This window comes from Agrococcus sp. TSP3-2-1, assembly GCF_049897585.1.
In the GTDB taxonomy this organism is placed as follows: Bacteria; Actinomycetota; Actinomycetes; order Actinomycetales; family Microbacteriaceae; genus Agrococcus.
On sequence record NZ_JAFCWN010000002.1, the window covers coordinates 228,576 to 246,174 of the forward strand.

14 protein-coding genes and 1 tRNA gene are annotated in these 17,599 nt (G+C 72.7%); 12 read left to right on the plus strand and 3 right to left on the minus strand.

Going from position 1 to position 17,599, the window contains the following annotated elements:
* Window positions 1-10 precede the first annotated feature (10 nt).
* On the minus strand, window positions 11-1,072 hold the full coding sequence (locus ACP7BI_RS03625) for a PucR family transcriptional regulator (protein WP_425843811.1): 1,062 nt from the start codon (window positions 1,070-1,072) through the stop codon (window positions 11-13).
* Window positions 1,073-1,246: 174 nt separating this feature from the next.
* Here ACP7BI_RS03625 and ACP7BI_RS03630 point away from each other — a divergent pair, with 174 nt between their 5' ends.
* From ACP7BI_RS03630 to ACP7BI_RS03655, 6 genes are all read left to right on the plus strand, one after another.
* Window positions 1,247-2,575, plus strand: a complete 1,329-nt coding sequence (locus tag ACP7BI_RS03630) for a cytosine permease (RefSeq protein ID WP_425843813.1) — start codon at window positions 1,247-1,249, stop codon at window positions 2,573-2,575.
* Window positions 2,575-4,110 carry an amidohydrolase family protein gene (locus tag ACP7BI_RS03635; RefSeq protein WP_425843814.1) on the plus strand — a complete coding sequence of 512 codons (1,536 nt, stop codon included), beginning with the start codon at window positions 2,575-2,577 and terminating at the stop codon, window positions 4,108-4,110. The genes ACP7BI_RS03630 and ACP7BI_RS03635 overlap by 1 nt, the downstream gene beginning before the upstream one ends.
* 87 nt (window positions 4,111-4,197) lie before the next feature.
* The gene (locus ACP7BI_RS03640) at window positions 4,198-5,040 is read left to right on the plus strand and encodes a TerC family protein (protein ID WP_425843816.1); all 843 of its coding nucleotides are present in this window, start codon (window positions 4,198-4,200) and stop codon (window positions 5,038-5,040) included.
* A gap of 39 nt (window positions 5,041-5,079) precedes the next feature.
* Window positions 5,080-5,412, plus strand: coding sequence for a GNAT family N-acetyltransferase (locus ACP7BI_RS03645; protein WP_425843817.1), 333 nt, complete (start codon window positions 5,080-5,082; stop codon window positions 5,410-5,412).
* 180 nt (window positions 5,413-5,592) lie between these two features.
* Window positions 5,593-7,077 (plus strand): cell wall-binding repeat-containing protein, encoded by a 1,485-nt coding sequence (locus ACP7BI_RS03650; protein WP_425843819.1) that lies wholly within the window; start codon window positions 5,593-5,595, stop codon window positions 7,075-7,077.
* Between the two features lie 93 nt (window positions 7,078-7,170).
* Window positions 7,171-7,244: transfer RNA gene (locus tag ACP7BI_RS03655), tRNA-Gly, on the plus strand.
* A gap of 47 nt (window positions 7,245-7,291) precedes the next feature.
* On the opposite strand, the gene ACP7BI_RS03660 is transcribed toward ACP7BI_RS03655, so the two are convergent.
* Both ACP7BI_RS03660 and ACP7BI_RS03665 read right to left on the minus strand, forming a co-directional pair.
* A complete protein-coding gene (locus ACP7BI_RS03660) occupies window positions 7,292-7,801 on the minus strand; it encodes a hypothetical protein (RefSeq protein WP_425843821.1) in 510 nt (169 codons plus the stop codon).
* A gap of 48 nt (window positions 7,802-7,849) precedes the next feature.
* Window positions 7,850-8,791, minus strand: a complete 942-nt coding sequence (locus tag ACP7BI_RS03665; protein ID WP_208064985.1) for an EamA family transporter — start codon at window positions 8,789-8,791, stop codon at window positions 7,850-7,852.
* 137 nt (window positions 8,792-8,928) lie between these two features.
* Between ACP7BI_RS03665 and ACP7BI_RS03670 the strand changes: the two genes are divergently transcribed.
* The 6 genes from ACP7BI_RS03670 (at window position 8,929) to ACP7BI_RS03695 (ending at window position 17,535) form a co-directional block, all read left to right on the plus strand.
* Complete coding sequence (locus ACP7BI_RS03670; protein ID WP_425843823.1) at window positions 8,929-9,963, plus strand: ABC transporter ATP-binding protein; 1,035 nt, start codon at window positions 8,929-8,931, stop codon at window positions 9,961-9,963.
* A 77-nt stretch (window positions 9,964-10,040) separates the two neighbouring features.
* Window positions 10,041-11,066, plus strand: coding sequence for an ABC transporter permease (locus ACP7BI_RS03675; RefSeq protein WP_425843825.1), 1,026 nt, complete (start codon window positions 10,041-10,043; stop codon window positions 11,064-11,066).
* A gap of 142 nt (window positions 11,067-11,208) precedes the next feature.
* Window positions 11,209-11,682, plus strand: a complete 474-nt coding sequence (locus ACP7BI_RS03680; RefSeq protein WP_425843826.1) for a YbaK/EbsC family protein — start codon at window positions 11,209-11,211, stop codon at window positions 11,680-11,682.
* Between the two features lie 144 nt (window positions 11,683-11,826).
* Complete coding sequence (gene glgX, locus ACP7BI_RS03685; RefSeq protein WP_425843828.1) at window positions 11,827-14,070, plus strand: glycogen debranching protein GlgX; 2,244 nt, start codon at window positions 11,827-11,829, stop codon at window positions 14,068-14,070.
* A gap of 8 nt (window positions 14,071-14,078) precedes the next feature.
* The gene (treY, locus tag ACP7BI_RS03690) at window positions 14,079-16,403 is read left to right on the plus strand and encodes a malto-oligosyltrehalose synthase (RefSeq protein ID WP_425843830.1); all 2,325 of its coding nucleotides are present in this window, start codon (window positions 14,079-14,081) and stop codon (window positions 16,401-16,403) included.
* Window positions 16,404-16,959: 556 nt separating this feature from the next.
* Window positions 16,960-17,535, plus strand: a complete 576-nt coding sequence (locus tag ACP7BI_RS03695) for a hypothetical protein (RefSeq protein ID WP_425843832.1) — start codon at window positions 16,960-16,962, stop codon at window positions 17,533-17,535.
* Window positions 17,536-17,599 lie beyond the last annotated feature (64 nt).

Here is a 17,599-nt window from a genome sequence, read left to right on the forward strand (position 1 = left end):
GTGGCGGCCGCTATCGCCGGCACGCGAGCGCGATCGCGAGCGTGGTGCGATCGCGACCGTCGAGCGCGTCGAGGCCGACGACCGCGTGCACGCGCGCCAAGCGCTTCCGCACCGTGTTGGCGTGGACGAAGAGCGCGGCCGCCGACTCCTGCACCGACGCGTCGTGGGCGAGGAAGGCCTCGACGGTGTCGACGAGCCGTGCGTGTGCCCGCCGGTCGTAGGCGACGAGCGGCTCGAGCACGTGCGCGCGGAACGGCGCGAGCTGCTCGTCGGTCAGCCGCTGCAGGAGCCCGTCCCACGAGGCGAGCTGCCGGGGCCCTGTCGTCACGCCGCTGCGGAGGCCGAGCCGGTGCGCGACGACGGCCTCTCGGATGGCGCCCGCGAGGCCGCGGACGTCGACCGGCCCGCTCCACCCGCTCGCGCCGCCCGCTGCGCCGAGCGTCGCCTCCAGGTCGTAGGGACGCACGATCGCGACGGCGAGGTCGTCGATCGTGCCGACCACCGCCGCGCCGGCCGGCTCGGACACGCGCGAGACGCCGGTCACGACGACCGACCACTCGTCGCCGCCGACCCGGTGCAGCAGCGGGAGCAGCACCGCGCCGCTCGCGAGGCCGCGCCGCACCGCATCGATGAGCGCGCCCGCCGCCTGTCGCTCGCTCGCGCGCGCGTCGAAGCGCGCCCGCTCGATCGCGATCCGCTCGGTGATGGAGACGAACGCGACCGAGGGCGGCACGGCGAGCACGGCGAGGCCCGACCGGTTCGCTGCCGCGACGAGCGCATCCGGCACCTCGTCAGCGCCCGCCCCGATCGCGAAGCCGATCGCGGCCGGCCTCGTCCCCGCGATCGCCCCGACGAACGCGGCGCAGTCGCGCGGGCTGCGCAGCGACATCCCGGTCGTCAGCACGAGCTCGCCGCCCTGCAGGTAGGGGCTCGGGTCGAGCAGCTCGGTCGTGAGCGCCCAGCGCACGTCGCGATCGAGCCCCGCCGCGCGGCCGACGAGCCGCAGCTCGAGGTCGTCCCACGCGAGGACGTCGGCGACCGCGATGCGGGCGGATGCGGTGGCGGCGGCCATGACCGCGACGCTAGGGCGGGTGCATGTCGAGCGCGTTTCGCCCCGATTGCGGCCCGGTGGAGCGCGCTCCACCTCCGCCCGGGCGAAGGCATCCTGGGGGCCACTCTTCGCGCCGACGAAACACCGCCGTCACAAGGGCGAGGTCGGATGAGGGCACCAGCAGAAGGAGTCCGCATGACCACCACCGCCAGCAGGCCCGAGGCGACCGCCGCCGGCCCCGACGCGCCGGCCGCGCGCATCGACACCGACTACCCGCTGACGCGCGTGCCGCTCTCCGCCCGACAGGGCTGGTTCGGCGTGCTCGTCGTCGTCGCCGGCTTCCTGTTCTTCACCCCGACCATGGTCACCGGCGGCGCCGTCGCGGGCGCCTTCGGCTTCGCGGGATTCGTGACCCTCGCGATCATCGCCTCGATCGTGCTCGCCCTCTACGTCTCCACGATGGGCGCCGTGAGCGCCCGCACCGGCCTCTCGACCGTGCTGCTCGCGCGCCTCGTGCTCGGCCGCGTCGGCGGCAAGTGGGCGTCGATCGTGCTGGGCGGCACGCAGGTCGGCTGGTACGGCATCACCGTCGGCATCTTCGCCAACCTGCTCGCCTCCGCCCTCGGCTGGGACGTCAGCTGGCCGCTCGCGATCCTCGGAGGCCTCCTCATGGCCACCACCGCCTACTGGGGCTTCAAGGGCATCGAGATCCTCTCGTGGGTCTCCGTCCCGCTCATGCTCGGCCTCTGCTTCTGGGTCATGACGCTCTCGGTCGACGAGGTGGGCGGCTGGGCCAGCATGTGGGCGACCCAGGGTGACGGCTCGATCTCGCCCGGACTCGCCATCACGATGATGATCAGCACCTTCATCTCGGGCGGCACGCAGATCGGCAACTGGACCCGGTTCTCCAAGAAGGCGACCACCGCGTTCATCACCTGCATCGGCGTGGTGCTCGCCATCGAGTTCGCGATGCTCTTCTTCGGCGGCATCGGTGCGATCGCGTTCGGCGAGCCCGACTTCACGAATCTCCTGCTGGGTCTCGGCCTCGCAGTGCTCGCGGTCTTCCTGCTCGTGTTCAACCTCTGGACCACGAACGACAACGCCGCGTACGCGTTCGGCGTCGCCGGCGCCGAGCTCTTCGGCGTCGCGAACAAGCGCCCGTTCATCATCGGCGGGGTCGTCATCGGCATCGCGCTCGCGGTCACGAACGTGGCGGACGCGATGACGGGCTTCCTCGTGCTGCTCGGCACCGTCATCCCGCCGCTCGGCGGCGCGGTGATCGGTACCTTCCTCTTCACCTGGAGGCTGCGCGACCCGGGCACGCACCTCGACACGGTGCCCGCGTTCCGCTGGCCCGGCGTCGCCGCCTACCTGCTCGGCACCGCAGCTGCGTTCTTCGGGTCGCTGACCGGCATCGGCAGCCCGGCGCTCCAGGGCATCCTCGTCGCGATCCTCGCGGTGCCGGTCGCGGACGCGATCACCCGCGCCATGCGTGCGCCGGCCCAGACCGTCGAGGCCGCCTGATGGGCACGCTCATCCGCGGCGGCGAGGTCATCACGATGGACGCCTCGACCGGGTCGACGGCGGTCCGCCGCGACATCCGCGTCGCCGACGGCGCGATCGCCGCCATCGCGCCGGCCCTCGACGCGCAGCCCGGCGACCAGGTCATCGACGCGACGGGGCTGCTCATCACGCCGGGCTTCGTCAACGCCCACACCCATTCGTGGGAGCACCTCTACAAGGGGCGCTACGACAACCTCCCGCTCGAACTGTGGATGCTGCTGTCGTACCCGATCCTGGGCGGCTCGCCGCTACCGCCCGACGTCATCCGGCTGCGCACGCTCATGTTCGCGATGGAGTCGATGAAGCACGGCGTCACCACGCTCGTCGACGACGTGCTCGAGACGCCGGGCCAGGATGCCGCGCAGCTCGGCGCTGTCGTGGACGCCTACGAGGCGATCGGCATCCGCGCGAACGTCTCGGGGCACATCATCAACCGCCCCTTCGTCGACACGCTCCCGTTCGTCGCCGACTGGCTGCCAGACGACGTCGTGCAGCAGGTGCGCGCGCAGCAGGTGCTCACGGCACGCGAGTACCTCGACTTCTCGCGGCAGGCGTTCGCCGACCACCACGGACGGGCGAACGGCCGGCTGCGCTACATGGTGGCTCCGTCGGGGCCGCAGCGCTGCACCGACGAGCTGCTGGTCGGCGCGAACGCCCTCGCGCAGGAGTTCGACGCCGAGATGCACATCCACGTGCTCGAGACGAAGACGCAAGCGGTGACCGGGACGGGGCTCTACGACCGCACGCTCGTGCAGCACCTCGACGAGATCGGGGCGCTGTCGCGGAACACGACCTTCGCGCACGGCATCTGGGTGACCGACGACGACATCGCGCGGATCGCCGCTAAGCAGGTCTCGGTGTCGCACAACGCGATCTCGAACCTCAAGCTCGGCTCCGGCATCCTGCCGTGGCGCGACTACCACCGGCACGGCGTGAACCTGGGACTCGGCACCGACGGGTGCTCGTCGAGCGACACCCCGCGGCTCATGGAGGTCATGAAGATGGCCGCCCTGCTGCACAAGGTGAGCGAGCCCGACTTCGAGGCGTGGCCGACCGTCGACGAGGTGCTCCGCGCGGCGACGATCGGCGGCGCACGCTCGGCGGTGCTCGACCACGCGGTCGGCTCGCTCGAGGTCGGCAAGCGAGCCGACCTCACGATGTTCGACACGTCGACGCTCGCGTTCCTGCCCCGCAACACGCTCGAGAACCACCTCGTCTACAGCGAGAACGGATCGTCGATCGTGCGGGTCATGGTCGACGGCGTCGTCACGGTCGAGCACGGGAGGCTCACGCTCATCGACGAGGACGCGGTCATCGCCGAGTTCCTCACCGTCGCCGACCGCATCCGCGAGGAGCAGGACCGGCTCGACGAGGTGAACCGGGTCTTCATGCCCGCGTTCACCCGCATGCACCGCGAGACGGCGCAGCGCGATGTCGGCATCAACCGCTGGACGGGCGACGAGCGCGCCTGGCTCGCGGGCACGCTCGCCGGCTGAGCCGACGGGAGCGCGACGGCTGACCGCCGTCGCGCTCCGCGCTTCCAAGGTGCCGTTCACCTTGCGCCCGTAGTCTGCTGAGCCACCATGGACTTCTCTCTCGAAGTCACGCCGGATCTCATCGCCGTCTTCCTGACGCTGTTCGTGCTCGAGATCGTCCTCGGCGTCGACAACGTCATCTTCATCTCGATCCTCGCCTCGAAGCTGCCCGAGTCGCAGCAGGCGAAGGCTCGCACCCTCGGGCTCACGCTCGCGATGGTCATGCGCGTCGGCCTCGTGCTGCTCGCAGGCTGGATCATCACCCTCAACGACGAGCTCTTCACGCTCTTCGGGATGGGCTTCTCGGGCCGAGAGCTCATCCTCATCGGCGGCGGGTTCCTGCTCTACAAGGCCGTCCACGAGATCCACCTCAAGCTGGAGGGCGAGGAGGAGGGGCACGGCCCGCGCGCCGGGAAGGCCACCTTCGGCGCCGTGATCGCGCAGATCCTCGCACTCGACCTCGTCTTCTCACTCGACTCCGTCATCACCGCGGTCGGCATGACGAGCAACATGGTCGTCATCATCACCGCGGTCCTCGTCTCGTTCGGCCTCCTGCTCTTCGCCGCCCGCTACATCTTCGAGTTCGTCAACCGCCACCCGACGGTCAAGATGCTCGCGCTGTCGTTCCTGCTGCTCATCGGCGTCTTCCTCATCGCCGAGGGCTTCGGCTTCCACATCGACAAGGCCTTCATCTACGGCCCGATGGTGTTCGCGGTGCTCGTCGAGAGCCTCAACCTCGCGGCAGCGGCCCGCCGCCGCAAGCGCCAGGGCAAGGCCGATGAGGAGGAGGCGGTGCGGCTCCACGTGCGCACCTACGCGACCCCCGTGCGCGGCAGCGCCGACGACGCGGTGACGGGGCACACCCACCCACAGCGCGACAGCTCCGCGTGAGCCTTGCCGCCCATCCGCCTTCGGGGTTGGATGGGCGGCATGACCGAACCCGCAGCGTCCGGCACCCACGTGGTCGTCGGCGACGACTCTGACCGCTCGCGCTTCGAGGCGCACATCGGCAGCCAGCTCGCCGGGGTGCTCTCGTACGCGGATGACGAGGAGACGGGGGAGCGCACGCTCCAGCACACCGTCGTGGGGGAGGCGTTCGGCGGCCACGGCGTCGGCAGCGCGCTCGCCGCGTTCGCGATCGGGGAGGCGCGCGAGGCCGGTCGACGGATCGTGCCGCAGTGCACGTTCGTGCAGCGGTGGCTCGAGAAGCACCCGGATCAGGCCGACGTCGTCGCGCACCCCCACAAGCCGTCCACGCCGTAGTCGCGAGCCGCGCGGGAGGCGCGGCCGATTGATCGCGCGATGAGCCGATGCTGGGCGTCGCCGTCTTCGTGCAGGCTTCGCTCAAGAGTCGCCGAGAGCGCTGGGGGACAGTGCGGACGGTGTTACGTTGCCCCTGCGCGCCGTCGACGGGGACGGCCGACACGGGCCGGGGGACTCCCGATGAAGCAGCAGCTGCTGGCGGTCGTGACCGCCGCGATGGTAGGCATCGGCGTCATCGCCGCCGCGCCGACGCCGGCGCCCGCACCGCCCGAGGTGCCCGCGCAGGTCGAGCGCGTCGCCGCGGTCTTCGACGGCATCAACGCCTACCGCGCGGCGAAGGACCTCGAGCCGCTGCTGTTCTCGCCCGAGATCTCGGAGGGGTCGCTCGAGTGGAGCCTCGAGATGGCCGAGACGGGCGTCTTCGCCCACAGCCCCGACCCGGGGTCGCACCTCCCGCGCGGCTCGTCCCGCGAGGGCGAGATCATCGCGTCGCGCTGGGATCGCGACGCCCTCGGGCTCGTCGACCAGTGGATCGCGTCGCCGCCGCACGAGGCCGCGCTGACGCGCGACTTCACCGTCATGGGCGTCGGCATCGCGATGGGCGACGACGGGAAGATGTACGGCACCGTGCACTTCGGGCGCTACCGGGATGCGGACGCGATCGACGCGTTCGTCGACGTGCGCACGTGGCTCGACGCGATCGGCGCCGAGGGGGCGGCGAGCCTCGAGCCGGCCGCGCCGCCCGTCCCGACCGGACCGACGGTGTCGCGGATCGCGGGCGCCGACCGCTTCGAGTCCGCGGTGCTGCTCTCTCGCCGCTACAACGACCCAGCGGTCACGCAGACCGCCTACCTCGTCTCGGGCGAGGCCTTCGCCGATGCGCTGAGCGCGGCCCCAGCCGCGGCTCAGCCCGGTGGTGCCCTGCTGCTGACCCGGCGCGAGCAGCTGCCGCCGCCGGTCGGCGAGGAGCTCGCCCGGCTCGCTCCCGCGAGGGTCGTCGTCGTCGGCGGCTACGGGGCGATCTCTGCGGGCGTCGAGGCCGCCGTCCGCGAGCTGATGCCGCTCGCGCAGGTCGATCGGGTCGCGGGCGCCGACCGGTACGCGACGAGCGCCGCGATCGCCCGCGATGCGTTCCCCGGTTCAGCCGATGCGTTCATCGCCTCCGGCCTTCGCTTCGCCGATGCGCTGAGCGCCGCGCCGATCGCTGCCCTGCGCGGCGCGCCGGTGCTGCTCACGCCGCCCGGCGAGCTCGCACCGGCGCTGCACGACTACCTCGACGAGCGCAGCCTCGTCTCGGTCACCGTCGTCGGCGGCACGCCGTCGGTGTCGGTCGCGGCCGAGCGCTCGATCACCGAGGTCACGGGCCTGCGGGCGTCGCGGCTCTCGGGCACCGACCGCTTCGCGACCAACGCGCTCGCTGCGCGACGGACCTCCGTCGCGGAGCAGGAGACGGTGCTGCTCGTCTCGGGTCACGACTTCCCGGACGCGCTCGCGGCCGTCGCGGTCGCGAACCGGGTGGGACCGCTGCTGCTCTCGACCCCCACGTGCGTGCCGGCCGGCACGCTCGCCATGCTCGAGAGCACCTACCGGCCGAGCGAGGTGCTGCTGCTCGGGACCGAGGGGACGCTCGGCGCGGGCGTGGCGGCGCTCGAGCACTGCGACTGAGCGGTCCGCCGACCTCACGCGCCGTCCACGACCGGCCACCGATGCGCGGCCGGTCGAGGTGTCGTACGATGGGGGCGCTGCGAGAGCGGCGCTGCGGATGTAGTTCAATGGCAGAACTTCAGCTTCCCAAGCTGATAGCGCGGGTTCGATTCCCGTCATCCGCTCCACGAGGCCCGGTCGACGACCGGGCCTTCGCCGTCGCGGCGCGTCCGCGTCAGCTCGGCAGCTGCAGCGGCTGCAGCACCCCGAGCCGCAGCCAGAGGAGCGGCGCGGCGACCGAGAGCGCGACCGTCAGCAGCAGCGTCAGCACCACGACGACGTACTGCACGCGCCGCCGCCCGTGCGAGATGCGGCGGAAGCCCCACGCGACCGGGATGCCGACGAGCGCGACCATGATCGCCACGGTCGGCGCGACCCAGTGGGGGATGCACGCGAGCACCGCGAGCGCCGCGACGCCGACGGCGATCGGCCACATGCGCGGCTCGCGCCGCGCGCGCCGCTCGAGCTCCGGCGGCGGCTCCCACGGCAGCTCCGGCACGGGCACGGGCCCCGCGCTAGGCGGGGCGGATGCGTCGGCGGGCTCCCGTGGCGGGCGGATCCCGCGCGTCCACGGTGCGGCCGCCGACGGGGCATCCGGCTCGGCGCGACCGTCGCCGCCGGCACCCGCTGCCGCCCGGCGCTCGGGCGGCGCCCAGCGCGCCGCGTCGTCGTCGTGCCCCTCCACGCATCCATCGTGGCAGGCGGCGCCCGCGCCGTCTCCGCCCCGAGCGGTTCAGGGGAGCGGCGGCAGCTGGAGCCCGCTCGGCCCCGTCATGGGCGGCGGTTCGCGCCTCGCGCGCGCGGCGGTGAGCGCGACGCCCGCCGAGGCGATGATCACGAGCGCGATCGCGAGCAGGTCCCAACCGGTGAGCAGCTCGCCGATGACGAGGAAGCCGAACAGCGCCGCCGACGCCGGCTCGAGCGCCATGAGGATGCCGAACACGCGCGTCGGCACGCGCCGCAGCGCGAGCAGCTCGAGGCCGTAGGCGATCGCGCTCGAGAGCATCGCGATCCCGAACGCGGGCAGCAGCACGCTCGGGTCGGCGGCGACCGCGTCGATCGCGCCCAGGAGCCCGAAGGGCAGCACCGCGACGGCCGCGATGACGAGCGCACCCGCGAGCCCGCCGACGCCCGGCACCCGCTGCCCCACCTGCGCCGAGGCGAGGATGTAGGCGGCCCAGCACGCGCCCGCCGCGAGCGCGAGCAGCACGCCCACCGGGTCGAGGTCGCCGCCGATCGACTGCACGCCGATCACGCCGACGCCGAGGGCCGCGACGCCGACCCACGCGAAGTCGACCGCCCGCCGCGACTGCACGAGCGCGAGCACGAGCGGCCCGAGCAGCTCGACCGTCACCGCGACCGCGATGGGGATGCGGGGGAGCGCGAGGTAGAACAGCAGGTTCATGCCCGCGAGCGTGAGCCCGAGGAAGACGATCGAGCGCCATGCCGCGGCGTTCCACGAGCGGATGCGCGGGCGCGCGATCGCGAGGACGACGAGCGCGGCGAAGACGAGCCGCAGGAGCGTGAGCCCGGCGGGGTCGATGCGGTCGAGCACCGTCTTCGCGATCGACGCGCCCAGCTGCACCGAGGCGATCGAGCCCAGCACGAGCAGCACGCCCACGAGCAGCCCGCCGGTCGGGATCCCGCGCAGGAGGGAGCGGGCGGAGGCAGGCACTCCTCCAGGGTAGGACCGCGATCCGTCGCGCCGCCGCGTCACGCTCGAGGATGATCTTCGGGCGCGCCTGTTCCGCTGCTGGGGCGCGAGCCCCAGGATGTGGCTATGGATCGTCCCTGCAGCCAACGGCGGCCGTGGTGAGCGCGCCCGCGAGCCCCGGCGCGCCCGAGCCGCTCACCGCATCCGCCCCGCCCGTCTTCGTCGACCCGGCACTCGTCCACCCCGTGCGCCAGGAGGACGGCGTCGATCTCGCCGCCGACGGCATCGTCGTCGACGGCCTCCGGCGCAGCTTCGGCGGCGTGCACGCGGTGCGCGAGATGACCTTCCACGCGAAGACCGGGCGCGTCACGGGGCTCATCGGCCCGAACGGTGCCGGCAAGACGACGCTCATGCTCATGCTCGCGTCGCTGCTCGCCCCCGACGCGGGCGCGATCCGCGTCGCCGGTGCCGACCCGGTGCGCGACCCGCGCGCCGTGCGGCGCGCGATGGGGTGGATGCCCGACGTGCTCGGCACGTGGCGCACGCTCTCGCCGCGGCAGATCCTCGTCACCGTCGGGCGCCTGCACGGGCTGCCGGAGCACGCCGCGCGGGATCGCGCCGACGAGCTCATCGTGCAAGCGCGGCTCGAGGAGCTCGCGAACCGGCCGAGCCGCGTGCTCTCGCGCGGCCAGCAGCAGCGGCTCGGCCTCGCCCGCGCGCTCGTGCACGATCCGCGCGTGCTGCTGCTCGACGAGCCGGCGGCCGGGCTCGACCCGACGTCGCGGCTCGAGCTGCGCGAGCTGCTGCGCGGCTTCGCGGCCGGGGGCGGCACGGTGCTCATCTCGAGCCACGACCTCTCGGAGCTCGACGAGATCGCGCAGGACGCCGTCTTCGTCGACCGCGGCGAGGTCGTCGGCGGCGAGCGGCTCGTGCTCGCCCGGCAAGCGGCGCGCGAGTGGCGCGTGCGCGCGCTCGACCCGCGCGCGCTCAGCTATCAGCTCGCGAGCATCGGCGTCGCCTTCGACCGCGTGTGGCTCGAGGGCGACGTCGCCTTCATCGCGCTCGACCGGGAGGAGCACGCCGCCGACCTGCTGCAGCGCCTCGTCGCCGCCGGCGTGCCGATCGTCCACTTCGCGCCCGCCGTCGGCGACATCGAGCGCACCTACCTCGGACTCGCGGGAGGCCGCCGATGAGCCAGACAGCGACCGCCCCGCCCGAGGCGCCGGCGCCCGTGCCCCCTCCCGTCCGGGGGGTCGGGGCATGGATGCGCATGCTCGGCGTGGTCGTGCGGCTCGAGCTCGCGCAGCGCGTGCGGAGCGTCGCATGGTACGTGCTGCTCGTCGTCGTCGGACTCGTCGTCGGCGGCGTCATCGTCGTGCTGTTCCTGTCGCTCGCCGGCTACCAGCGCGACCTCGGCGGCGCGATCTTCTCGACCACGATCTTCCTCGTCATGCTCGTCACCTCGCTCGTGACGCCCGCGCTGAGCGGCAACGCCATCAACGGCGACCGCGACGGCGGCACGCTCGCCGCGACGCAAGTGACGCAGGTCACCGCCGCGCAGCTCGTGCTCGGCAAGGTGCTCGGCGCGTGGGTCGCCTCGCTCGGCTTCCTGCTCGTCTGCACGCCGTTCATGCTCGGCTCGGCACTGCTCGGCGGCCTGCGCATCGAGGCGGTCGCGGTCGCGATCCCGGTCGTCGTGGTCGAGATCGGCGTCGTCTCGGCGATCGGCGTCGGCCTCTCCGGCCTGATCCGCCGACCCGTGCTCTCGACCGTCGTCACCTACCTCGTCGTCGCGTTCTTCAGCGTCGGCACGCTCATCGGCTTCGGCGTCGCGACGATCGCCTTCCAGAGCGAGGAGACCCACAACGAGGTCACGTGGGACTGGGACGAGGAGACCGACGAGACGACGTGCCGGGTCACCGATCGCACGTTCGAGACGACCGTGCCGCGGCCCGACCGCGTGTGGCCGCTGCTCGCCGCGAACCCCTACGTGATCCTCGCCGACGCGGTGCCGCCGCACTTCGACGCGTACGGCACTCCCGACGACCTGCTCGGCCAGCTCGCGCTCGGCGTGCGCTACGCGCAGCTGCCGCCGGTCATGGAGGAGTGCCCGGAGATGCTGCCGAACGGCACGTGGGAGGGCGAGACGGCCGAGGAGGTGTACGAGCGCACGGTGCCCAGCTGGTTCGTCGGTCTCGCGATCCACCTCGCGCTCGCGGCGCTGGCGGTGTGGGGCGCGATCGCCGCCGTGCGGGCACCGGCCCGCACGCTCGCGCCCGGCAGCCGCATCGCGTGAGCCACGCCCACGCATCCGCCCCGCCCTCTCCCGTCCCACGCACGACGCAAGCCCGCGGCGGGCGTCCGGCGACGGGATGCGCGGGGCCGGCTCGCGCGCGGCGGATCGCTGCCCAGCGGCTTGCGTTGTGCAGGATGGGAGCATGACGCTGCCTCCCAGGGCCGAGGCGATCCGGCGAGAGCTCGCCGCGCTCGGCATCGTCCGCGAGATCATCCGCTTCCCCGAGGGCACCCACACGGCGAAGGCCGCGGCGGCGGCGCTCGGCATCGACGTCGGCGCGATCGCCAACTCGCTCATCTTCTGGATGGCGGATGCGCCCCTGCTCGTCATGACGTCGGGTCGCCACCGCGTCGACACGGCCGCGCTCGCCGAGCAGCTCGGCGCCGGCCCGATCGAGCGCGCGACGCCGGAGCAGGTGCGGGCCGCGACGGGGCAGGTGATCGGCGGCGTCGCCCCGCTCGGGCATCCCGCGCCCATCCGCACGATCGTCGACGTCGCGCTCGCCGACTACGAGCAGCTCTCGGCGGCGGCCGGCACCGCCGACACCGTCTTCATGCTGAGCTACGAGGAGCTGCTGCGCATCACGGGCGGCGAGGAGCGCGTCGTCGGGGACTGAGCGGTGGAGCTGAGGGTCGAGGCCCTTTCGGGCCTCGACCGCGACCCCAGCTCCGACGCCCGTCCCGGGCGTCGGCTCTCGGCGGGGCTCGCGATGCGACCGCCCCCAGCAGTACCACAGGCACCCCGCCATACACTCAGCCCGATGACTGACACCGCTTCCGCCCCTGAGCTCCAGGTCTGGCCCGGCGAGCCGTACCCGCTGGGTGCGACCTTCGACGGCACCGGCACGAACTTCGCCATCTTCACCGAGTCGGCCGAGCGCGTCGAGCTGTGCCTCTTCGACGACGACGACGTCGAGACCCGTGTCGAGCTGACCGAGGTCGACGCCTTCGTCTGGCACGCCTACCTCCCGAGCGTGCAGCCCGGTCAGCGCTACGGGTACCGCGTGCACGGCCCGTACGAGCCCGAGCGCGGGCTGCGCCACAACCCGGCGAAGCTCCTCCTCGACCCCTACGCGAAGGCGACGAGCGGCACGATCGAGTGGGGCCAGCCGCTCCACAGCTACAACTTCGGCGATCCGCTGAGCCGCAACGACGACGACTCCGCGCCGCACATGGTCAAGGGCGTCGTCATCAACCCGTTCTTCGACTGGACGGGCGACCGCTACCCGCGCACGCCCTACAACGAGACGGTCATCTACGAGGCGCACGTCAAGGGGCTCACGCAGACCCACCCCGACCTGCCCGAGGCGCTCCGGGGCACCTACGCGGGCCTCGCGCATCCGTCGATCATCGCCCACCTGCAGAAGATCGGGGTGACGGCGATCGAGCTCATGCCCGTGCACCAGTTCGTGCACGACGCGGTGCTGCTCGAGAAGGGCCTGCGCAACTACTGGGGCTACAACACCTTGAGCTTCTTCGCCCCGCACGCGGAGTACGCGGGGACGGGCGAGCGCGGCCAGCAGGTGCAGGAGTTCAAGGCGATGGTGAAGGCGCTGCACGCCGCCGGCATCGAGGTCATCCTCGACGTCGTCTACAACCACACCGCCGAGGGCAACCACATGGGCCCGACGCTCTCGTGGCGCGGCATCGACAACCAGGCCTACTACCGGCTCGTCGAGGGCGACGAGCAGTTCTACATGGACTACACCGGCACGGGCAACAGCCTCAACGTCGCCCACCCGCACGCGCTGCAGATGATCATGGACAGCCTGCGCTACTGGGTGACCGAGATGCACGTCGACGGCTTCCGCTTCGACCTCGCCTCCACGCTCGCGCGCGAGTTCTACGACGTCGACCGGCTGTCGACCTTCTTCGAGCTCGTGCAGCAGGACCCGGTGATCAGCCAGGTCAAGCTCATCGCCGAGCCGTGGGACATCGGCCCGGGCGGCTACCAGGTGGGCAACTTCCCGCCGCAGTGGACGGAGTGGAACGGCAAGTACCGCGACCAGGTGCGCGACTTCTGGCGCGGGGAGCCGACCGCGCTCGGGGAGTTCGCGAGCCGCCTGGCCGGCTCCGCCGACCTGTACGAGCACTCCGGTCGCCGGCCCGTCGCATCCATCAACTTCGTCACCGCGCACGACGGCTTCACGCTCCGCGACCTCGTCAGCTACAACGAGAAGCACAACGAGGCCAACGGCGAGGACGGCAACGACGGCGAGAGCCACAACCGCTCCTACAACTACGGCGTCGAGGGGCCGACCGACGACCCCGAGATCCTCGCGATCCGCGCCCGCCAGCAGCGCAACTTCCTCGCGACGCTGCTGCTGAGCCAGGGCGTGCCGATGATCCTGCACGGCGACGAGCTCGGCCGCACGCAGCAGGGCAACAACAACACCTACGCGCAGGACTCCGAGCTCAGCTGGATCGACTGGTCGGCGATCGACCAGCCGCTCATCGAGTTCACGGCCGCGATCGCGCAGCTGCGCCATGACCACCCGACCTTCCGCCGGAAGCGCTTCTTCACCGGCACGACGGTGCGCACGGGCAACGGCGAGCGGCTCAACGACATCGTGTGGCTGCGCGGCGACGGCACCCCGATGGAGGACGGCGACTGGGATGCCGCGGCGAGCGAGAAGACCGTCGGCATGTACCTGAACGGCCACGGCATCGCCGGCCGCGGCGAGCGCGGCGAGCAGATCGTCGACGACCACTTCCTCATCTACTGCAGCGCCTCGGACGAGGAGCGCGAGCTCACGCTGCCGCCGAGCGAGTACTCGGAGGCGTGGGACGTGCTGATCGACACCGGCGCGCACGAGCCGCACGACGGCCGCGTCGATGCCGGCAACGCGCTCCGCATCGCGCCGCGCGCGCTGCTCGTGCTCCGCGAGCACCGGCCGCCGGTCGAGCAGGACTTCTCGGTCGCGGCCTCGATCGCGGCGACGAACGGTCTCGCGACCGGTGCGATCCCCACGGTCGCCGCCGACGCATCCGAGCCCCAGGACTGAGGAGATCCGTGCACGCGCCGCAGAGCACCTACCGACTGCAGATCAGCGAGGAGTTCACGCTCCTCGACGCGGCCGCCCGGCTCGAGGCGCTCGCCGATCTCGGGGTCGACTGGGTGTACCTCTCGCCGATCCTCGACGCCGAGCCCGGCTCGAACCACGGCTACGACGTCGTCTCGCACGCGCGGATCGACGCGTCGCGCGGCGGCTCTGAGGGGCTGGATGCGGTGGCGCAGGAGGCGCGCAGGCTCGGCATGGGCGTGCTCGTCGACATCGTGCCGAACCACATGGGTGTCGCGGTGCCCGAGCACAACGCGTGGTGGTGGCAGCTGCTGCGAGAGGGGCGCGAGAGCGCGATCGCGCCGTACTTCGACGTCGACTGGGACGCGGGCGGCGGCAAGCTGCTGCTGCCGATCGTCGGCGACGACGACTGGTCGGAGGACGGCACCGTCGGCCACCTCGCCATCGAGGTCGGCGGCGAGGCACTCAGGTACTGGGACACGCGGCTGCCGATCGCACCCGGCACCGGCGAGGGCACGCCGCAAGAGGTGCTCGAGCGGCAGCACTACCGGCTCGGGCACTGGAAGCAGGGCGACGACCAGCTGAACTACCGGCGCTTCTTCGCCGTCTCGACGCTCGCCGCCGTGCGGGTCGAGCTGCCCGAGGTCTTCGAGGCGACGCACGCCGAGATCGCGCGCTGGTTCGACGAGCGGCTCGTGCAGGGCCTGCGCGTCGACCACCCGGACGGCTTGCGCGACCCCGCGGGCTACCTCGACGACCTCGACCGGCTCACGGGCGGCGCGTTCGTGCTCGTCGAGAAGATCCTCGAGCCGGGGGAGGAGCTGCCGCGCTGGGCGACCGCCGGCACGACCGGCTACGACACGCTCGGGCTCATCGACCGCGTGCTCACCGACCCCGCCGGGGCCGAGCCGCTCGACGCGCTCGACGCGCGGCTGCGCGGCGGCGAGCGCGTCGACTGGGCCGAGATGATCCACGGCACGAAGCGCGGCATCGCCGACGGCATCCTGCGCGCCGAGGTGCTGCGGCTCGAGCGCGAGGTGCGCGCGGCGGATGCGTGGGGCGATCGGGGCGCGCCGGCCGACGCAGCCGACGCGATCGCCGAGCTGCTCGCGTGCTTCCCCGTCTACCGCTCCTACCTGCCCGAGGGGCGCGACCACCTCGGCCGCGCGGCCGAGCTCGCGAAGCAGCACCGGCCCGACCTCGCCGACGCGATCGACGCGCTGCTCCCGCTGCTCGGCAACCCCGAGCAGCCCGCCGCGCTGCGCTTCCAGCAGACGAGCGGCATGGTGATGGCGAAGGGCGTCGAGGACACCGCGTTCTACCGCTACTCGAGGCTCACGAGCCTCAACGAGGTGGGCGGCGATCCGGAGGTGTTCTCCGTCGAGGTCGACGAGTTCCACTCCTCGATGGCGAAGCGCCAGCAGGAGTGGCCGCTCGCGATGAACGCGCTCTCGACCCACGACACGAAGCGCGGCGAGGACGTGCGCGCGCGCATCACGACGATCTCCGAGGTGCCGGGCGAGTGGGAGGCCCTGCTCGACAAGCTGCTCGTCTTCGCGCCGAAGCAGGGCCGGCCCTTCGTGAACCTGCTGCTGCAGGCGATCGTCGGCGCGTGGCCGGCGAGCGAGGAGCGGCTGCTGGCCTACATGGAGAAGGCGGCGCGCGAGGCCGACGACATCACGCACTGGACGGCCCCCGACGCGGAGTTCGAGGCCAACCTCACCGACCTCGTGCGGCAGGTGCTGCGGGAGCCGGCGAGCCGCGACGTCGAGGCGTTCCTCGAGGCGACCGACGCGGGCTTCCGCGCGAACGTGCTGAGCGCGAAGCTGCTGAGCCTCACGATCCCCGGGTTCCCCGACGTGTACCAGGGCTCCGAGGCGCTCGAGCAGTCGCTCGTCGACCCCGACAACCGCCGCCCGATCGATTGGGAGCGGATGGATGCGCTGCGCGAGTCCGCGCGCTCGCCCCTGTCGGGCGGGTGGGACCTCGAGGTCGCGAAGACCAGGCTCGTGCGCGAGGCGCTGCGCTTGCGCCGCGATCACCCCGAGCGCTTCGCGGGCTACGCGCCGATCCTGCCGCACGGCGAGGCGGCCGCGCACGCGATCGCGTTCGACCGCGGCGGGGCGATCGCAGTCGCGACGCGCATGCCGATCGGGCTCGCCGAGCGCGGCGGCTGGAGCGACACGACGATCCAGCTGCCCGAGGGCCGCTGGCGCGAGCTGCTGACGACGAAGGAGCTGCGCGGCGGGGAGACCCGGCTCGCCGACCTCCTCTCGACACTGCCGGTCGCCCTCCTCACGCGCGCCGACGACTGACCGCTCACGTCCGCGCGCTCGAGCGGTCGCTTCCGCGCTCGAGCGGTCACTTCGGCCTTCGAGCGGTCACTTCCGCGTTCGAGCGGTCGCTTCCGCGTTCGAGCGGTCAGCTGCGCCCGCCCGCGGCTCTGCCGACGCCGCGTCCGCAGCAACGCTCGATCGGCGGCTCGGACGCGCGGCATCGACCGCTCACGGACCGAACTGACCGCTCACGGGCGGAACTGACCGCTCACGAACCGAACTGACCGCTCACGGACCGAACTGACCGCTCACGGGCGAAACTGACCGGTCACGGGCGGAAGTGACCGGTCACGGGCGGAAGTGACCGCTCAGGGTGGAGGTGCTCTCGGCGCGTTCGCAGACGCTGTTACTACGATGTGCGGGTCTCGCGTGCTGGAGCTCGCGACTCGGTTCGCGTCGCATCGACCGCGGCGCCGAGTCGGTCGCGCCGCCGCCGGAGGGGTCGGGCGGCTGGTGGGTGTGCTCGGCCCCTCCGCCGCGGCGCGCCGCGAGGCCGAGGGTGCGCGTGGGCACAGGGGAGGCATAGCCTGCCCTCATGCAGCACGACGCGCACTCGCCCGACGACCACCAGCAGCCGCGCTACGGCCAGCCTCAGCAGGGCCAGCCCTACGGCGGTCAGCCGTCCAGCCAGCCCTCCGGCGATCAGCCGGTGAGCTACGCGCCGTACGGCCAGGGCGCCGAGTACGGCCACGGCGCCCAGCACGGCCAGCCCGCCTACGGCGCGGCCATGCCGATGCCTGCAGTCGTCAAGTGGGGCCTCGGCATCCAGTGGGCCGGCGTCGCGCTCGGGGTCATCGGCATCGGCATCGCCGGGCTCGGCCTGCTCGCGTTCGCCGGCGCGGGCGACGCGGGGATGCTCGGGGCCGTCGGGATGCTGCTCGCGGTCGCGGCCGTGCTCGTCGTCGCGCAGGTCGTCGTGCTGCTGTTCGCCACGAAGGGCCGCAACTGGGCGCGCATCGTGCTCGCCGTGCTCGCCGCGATCGGCATCATCACGTCGCTCTCCTCGGGCCAGGGCCTCAACTTCGGCTCGCTCATCTCGATCCTGAGCGTCGTGCTGCTCTTCCTGCCCGCGGCGAACGAGTGGTTCCGCGCGCGCTCCGCGCAGCGGTAGCGCGGCGACCCGGCCGGCTCCCAGGCAACCGGCAGGCTCGCGCGGCGCGGCCGTCCTAGCCTCG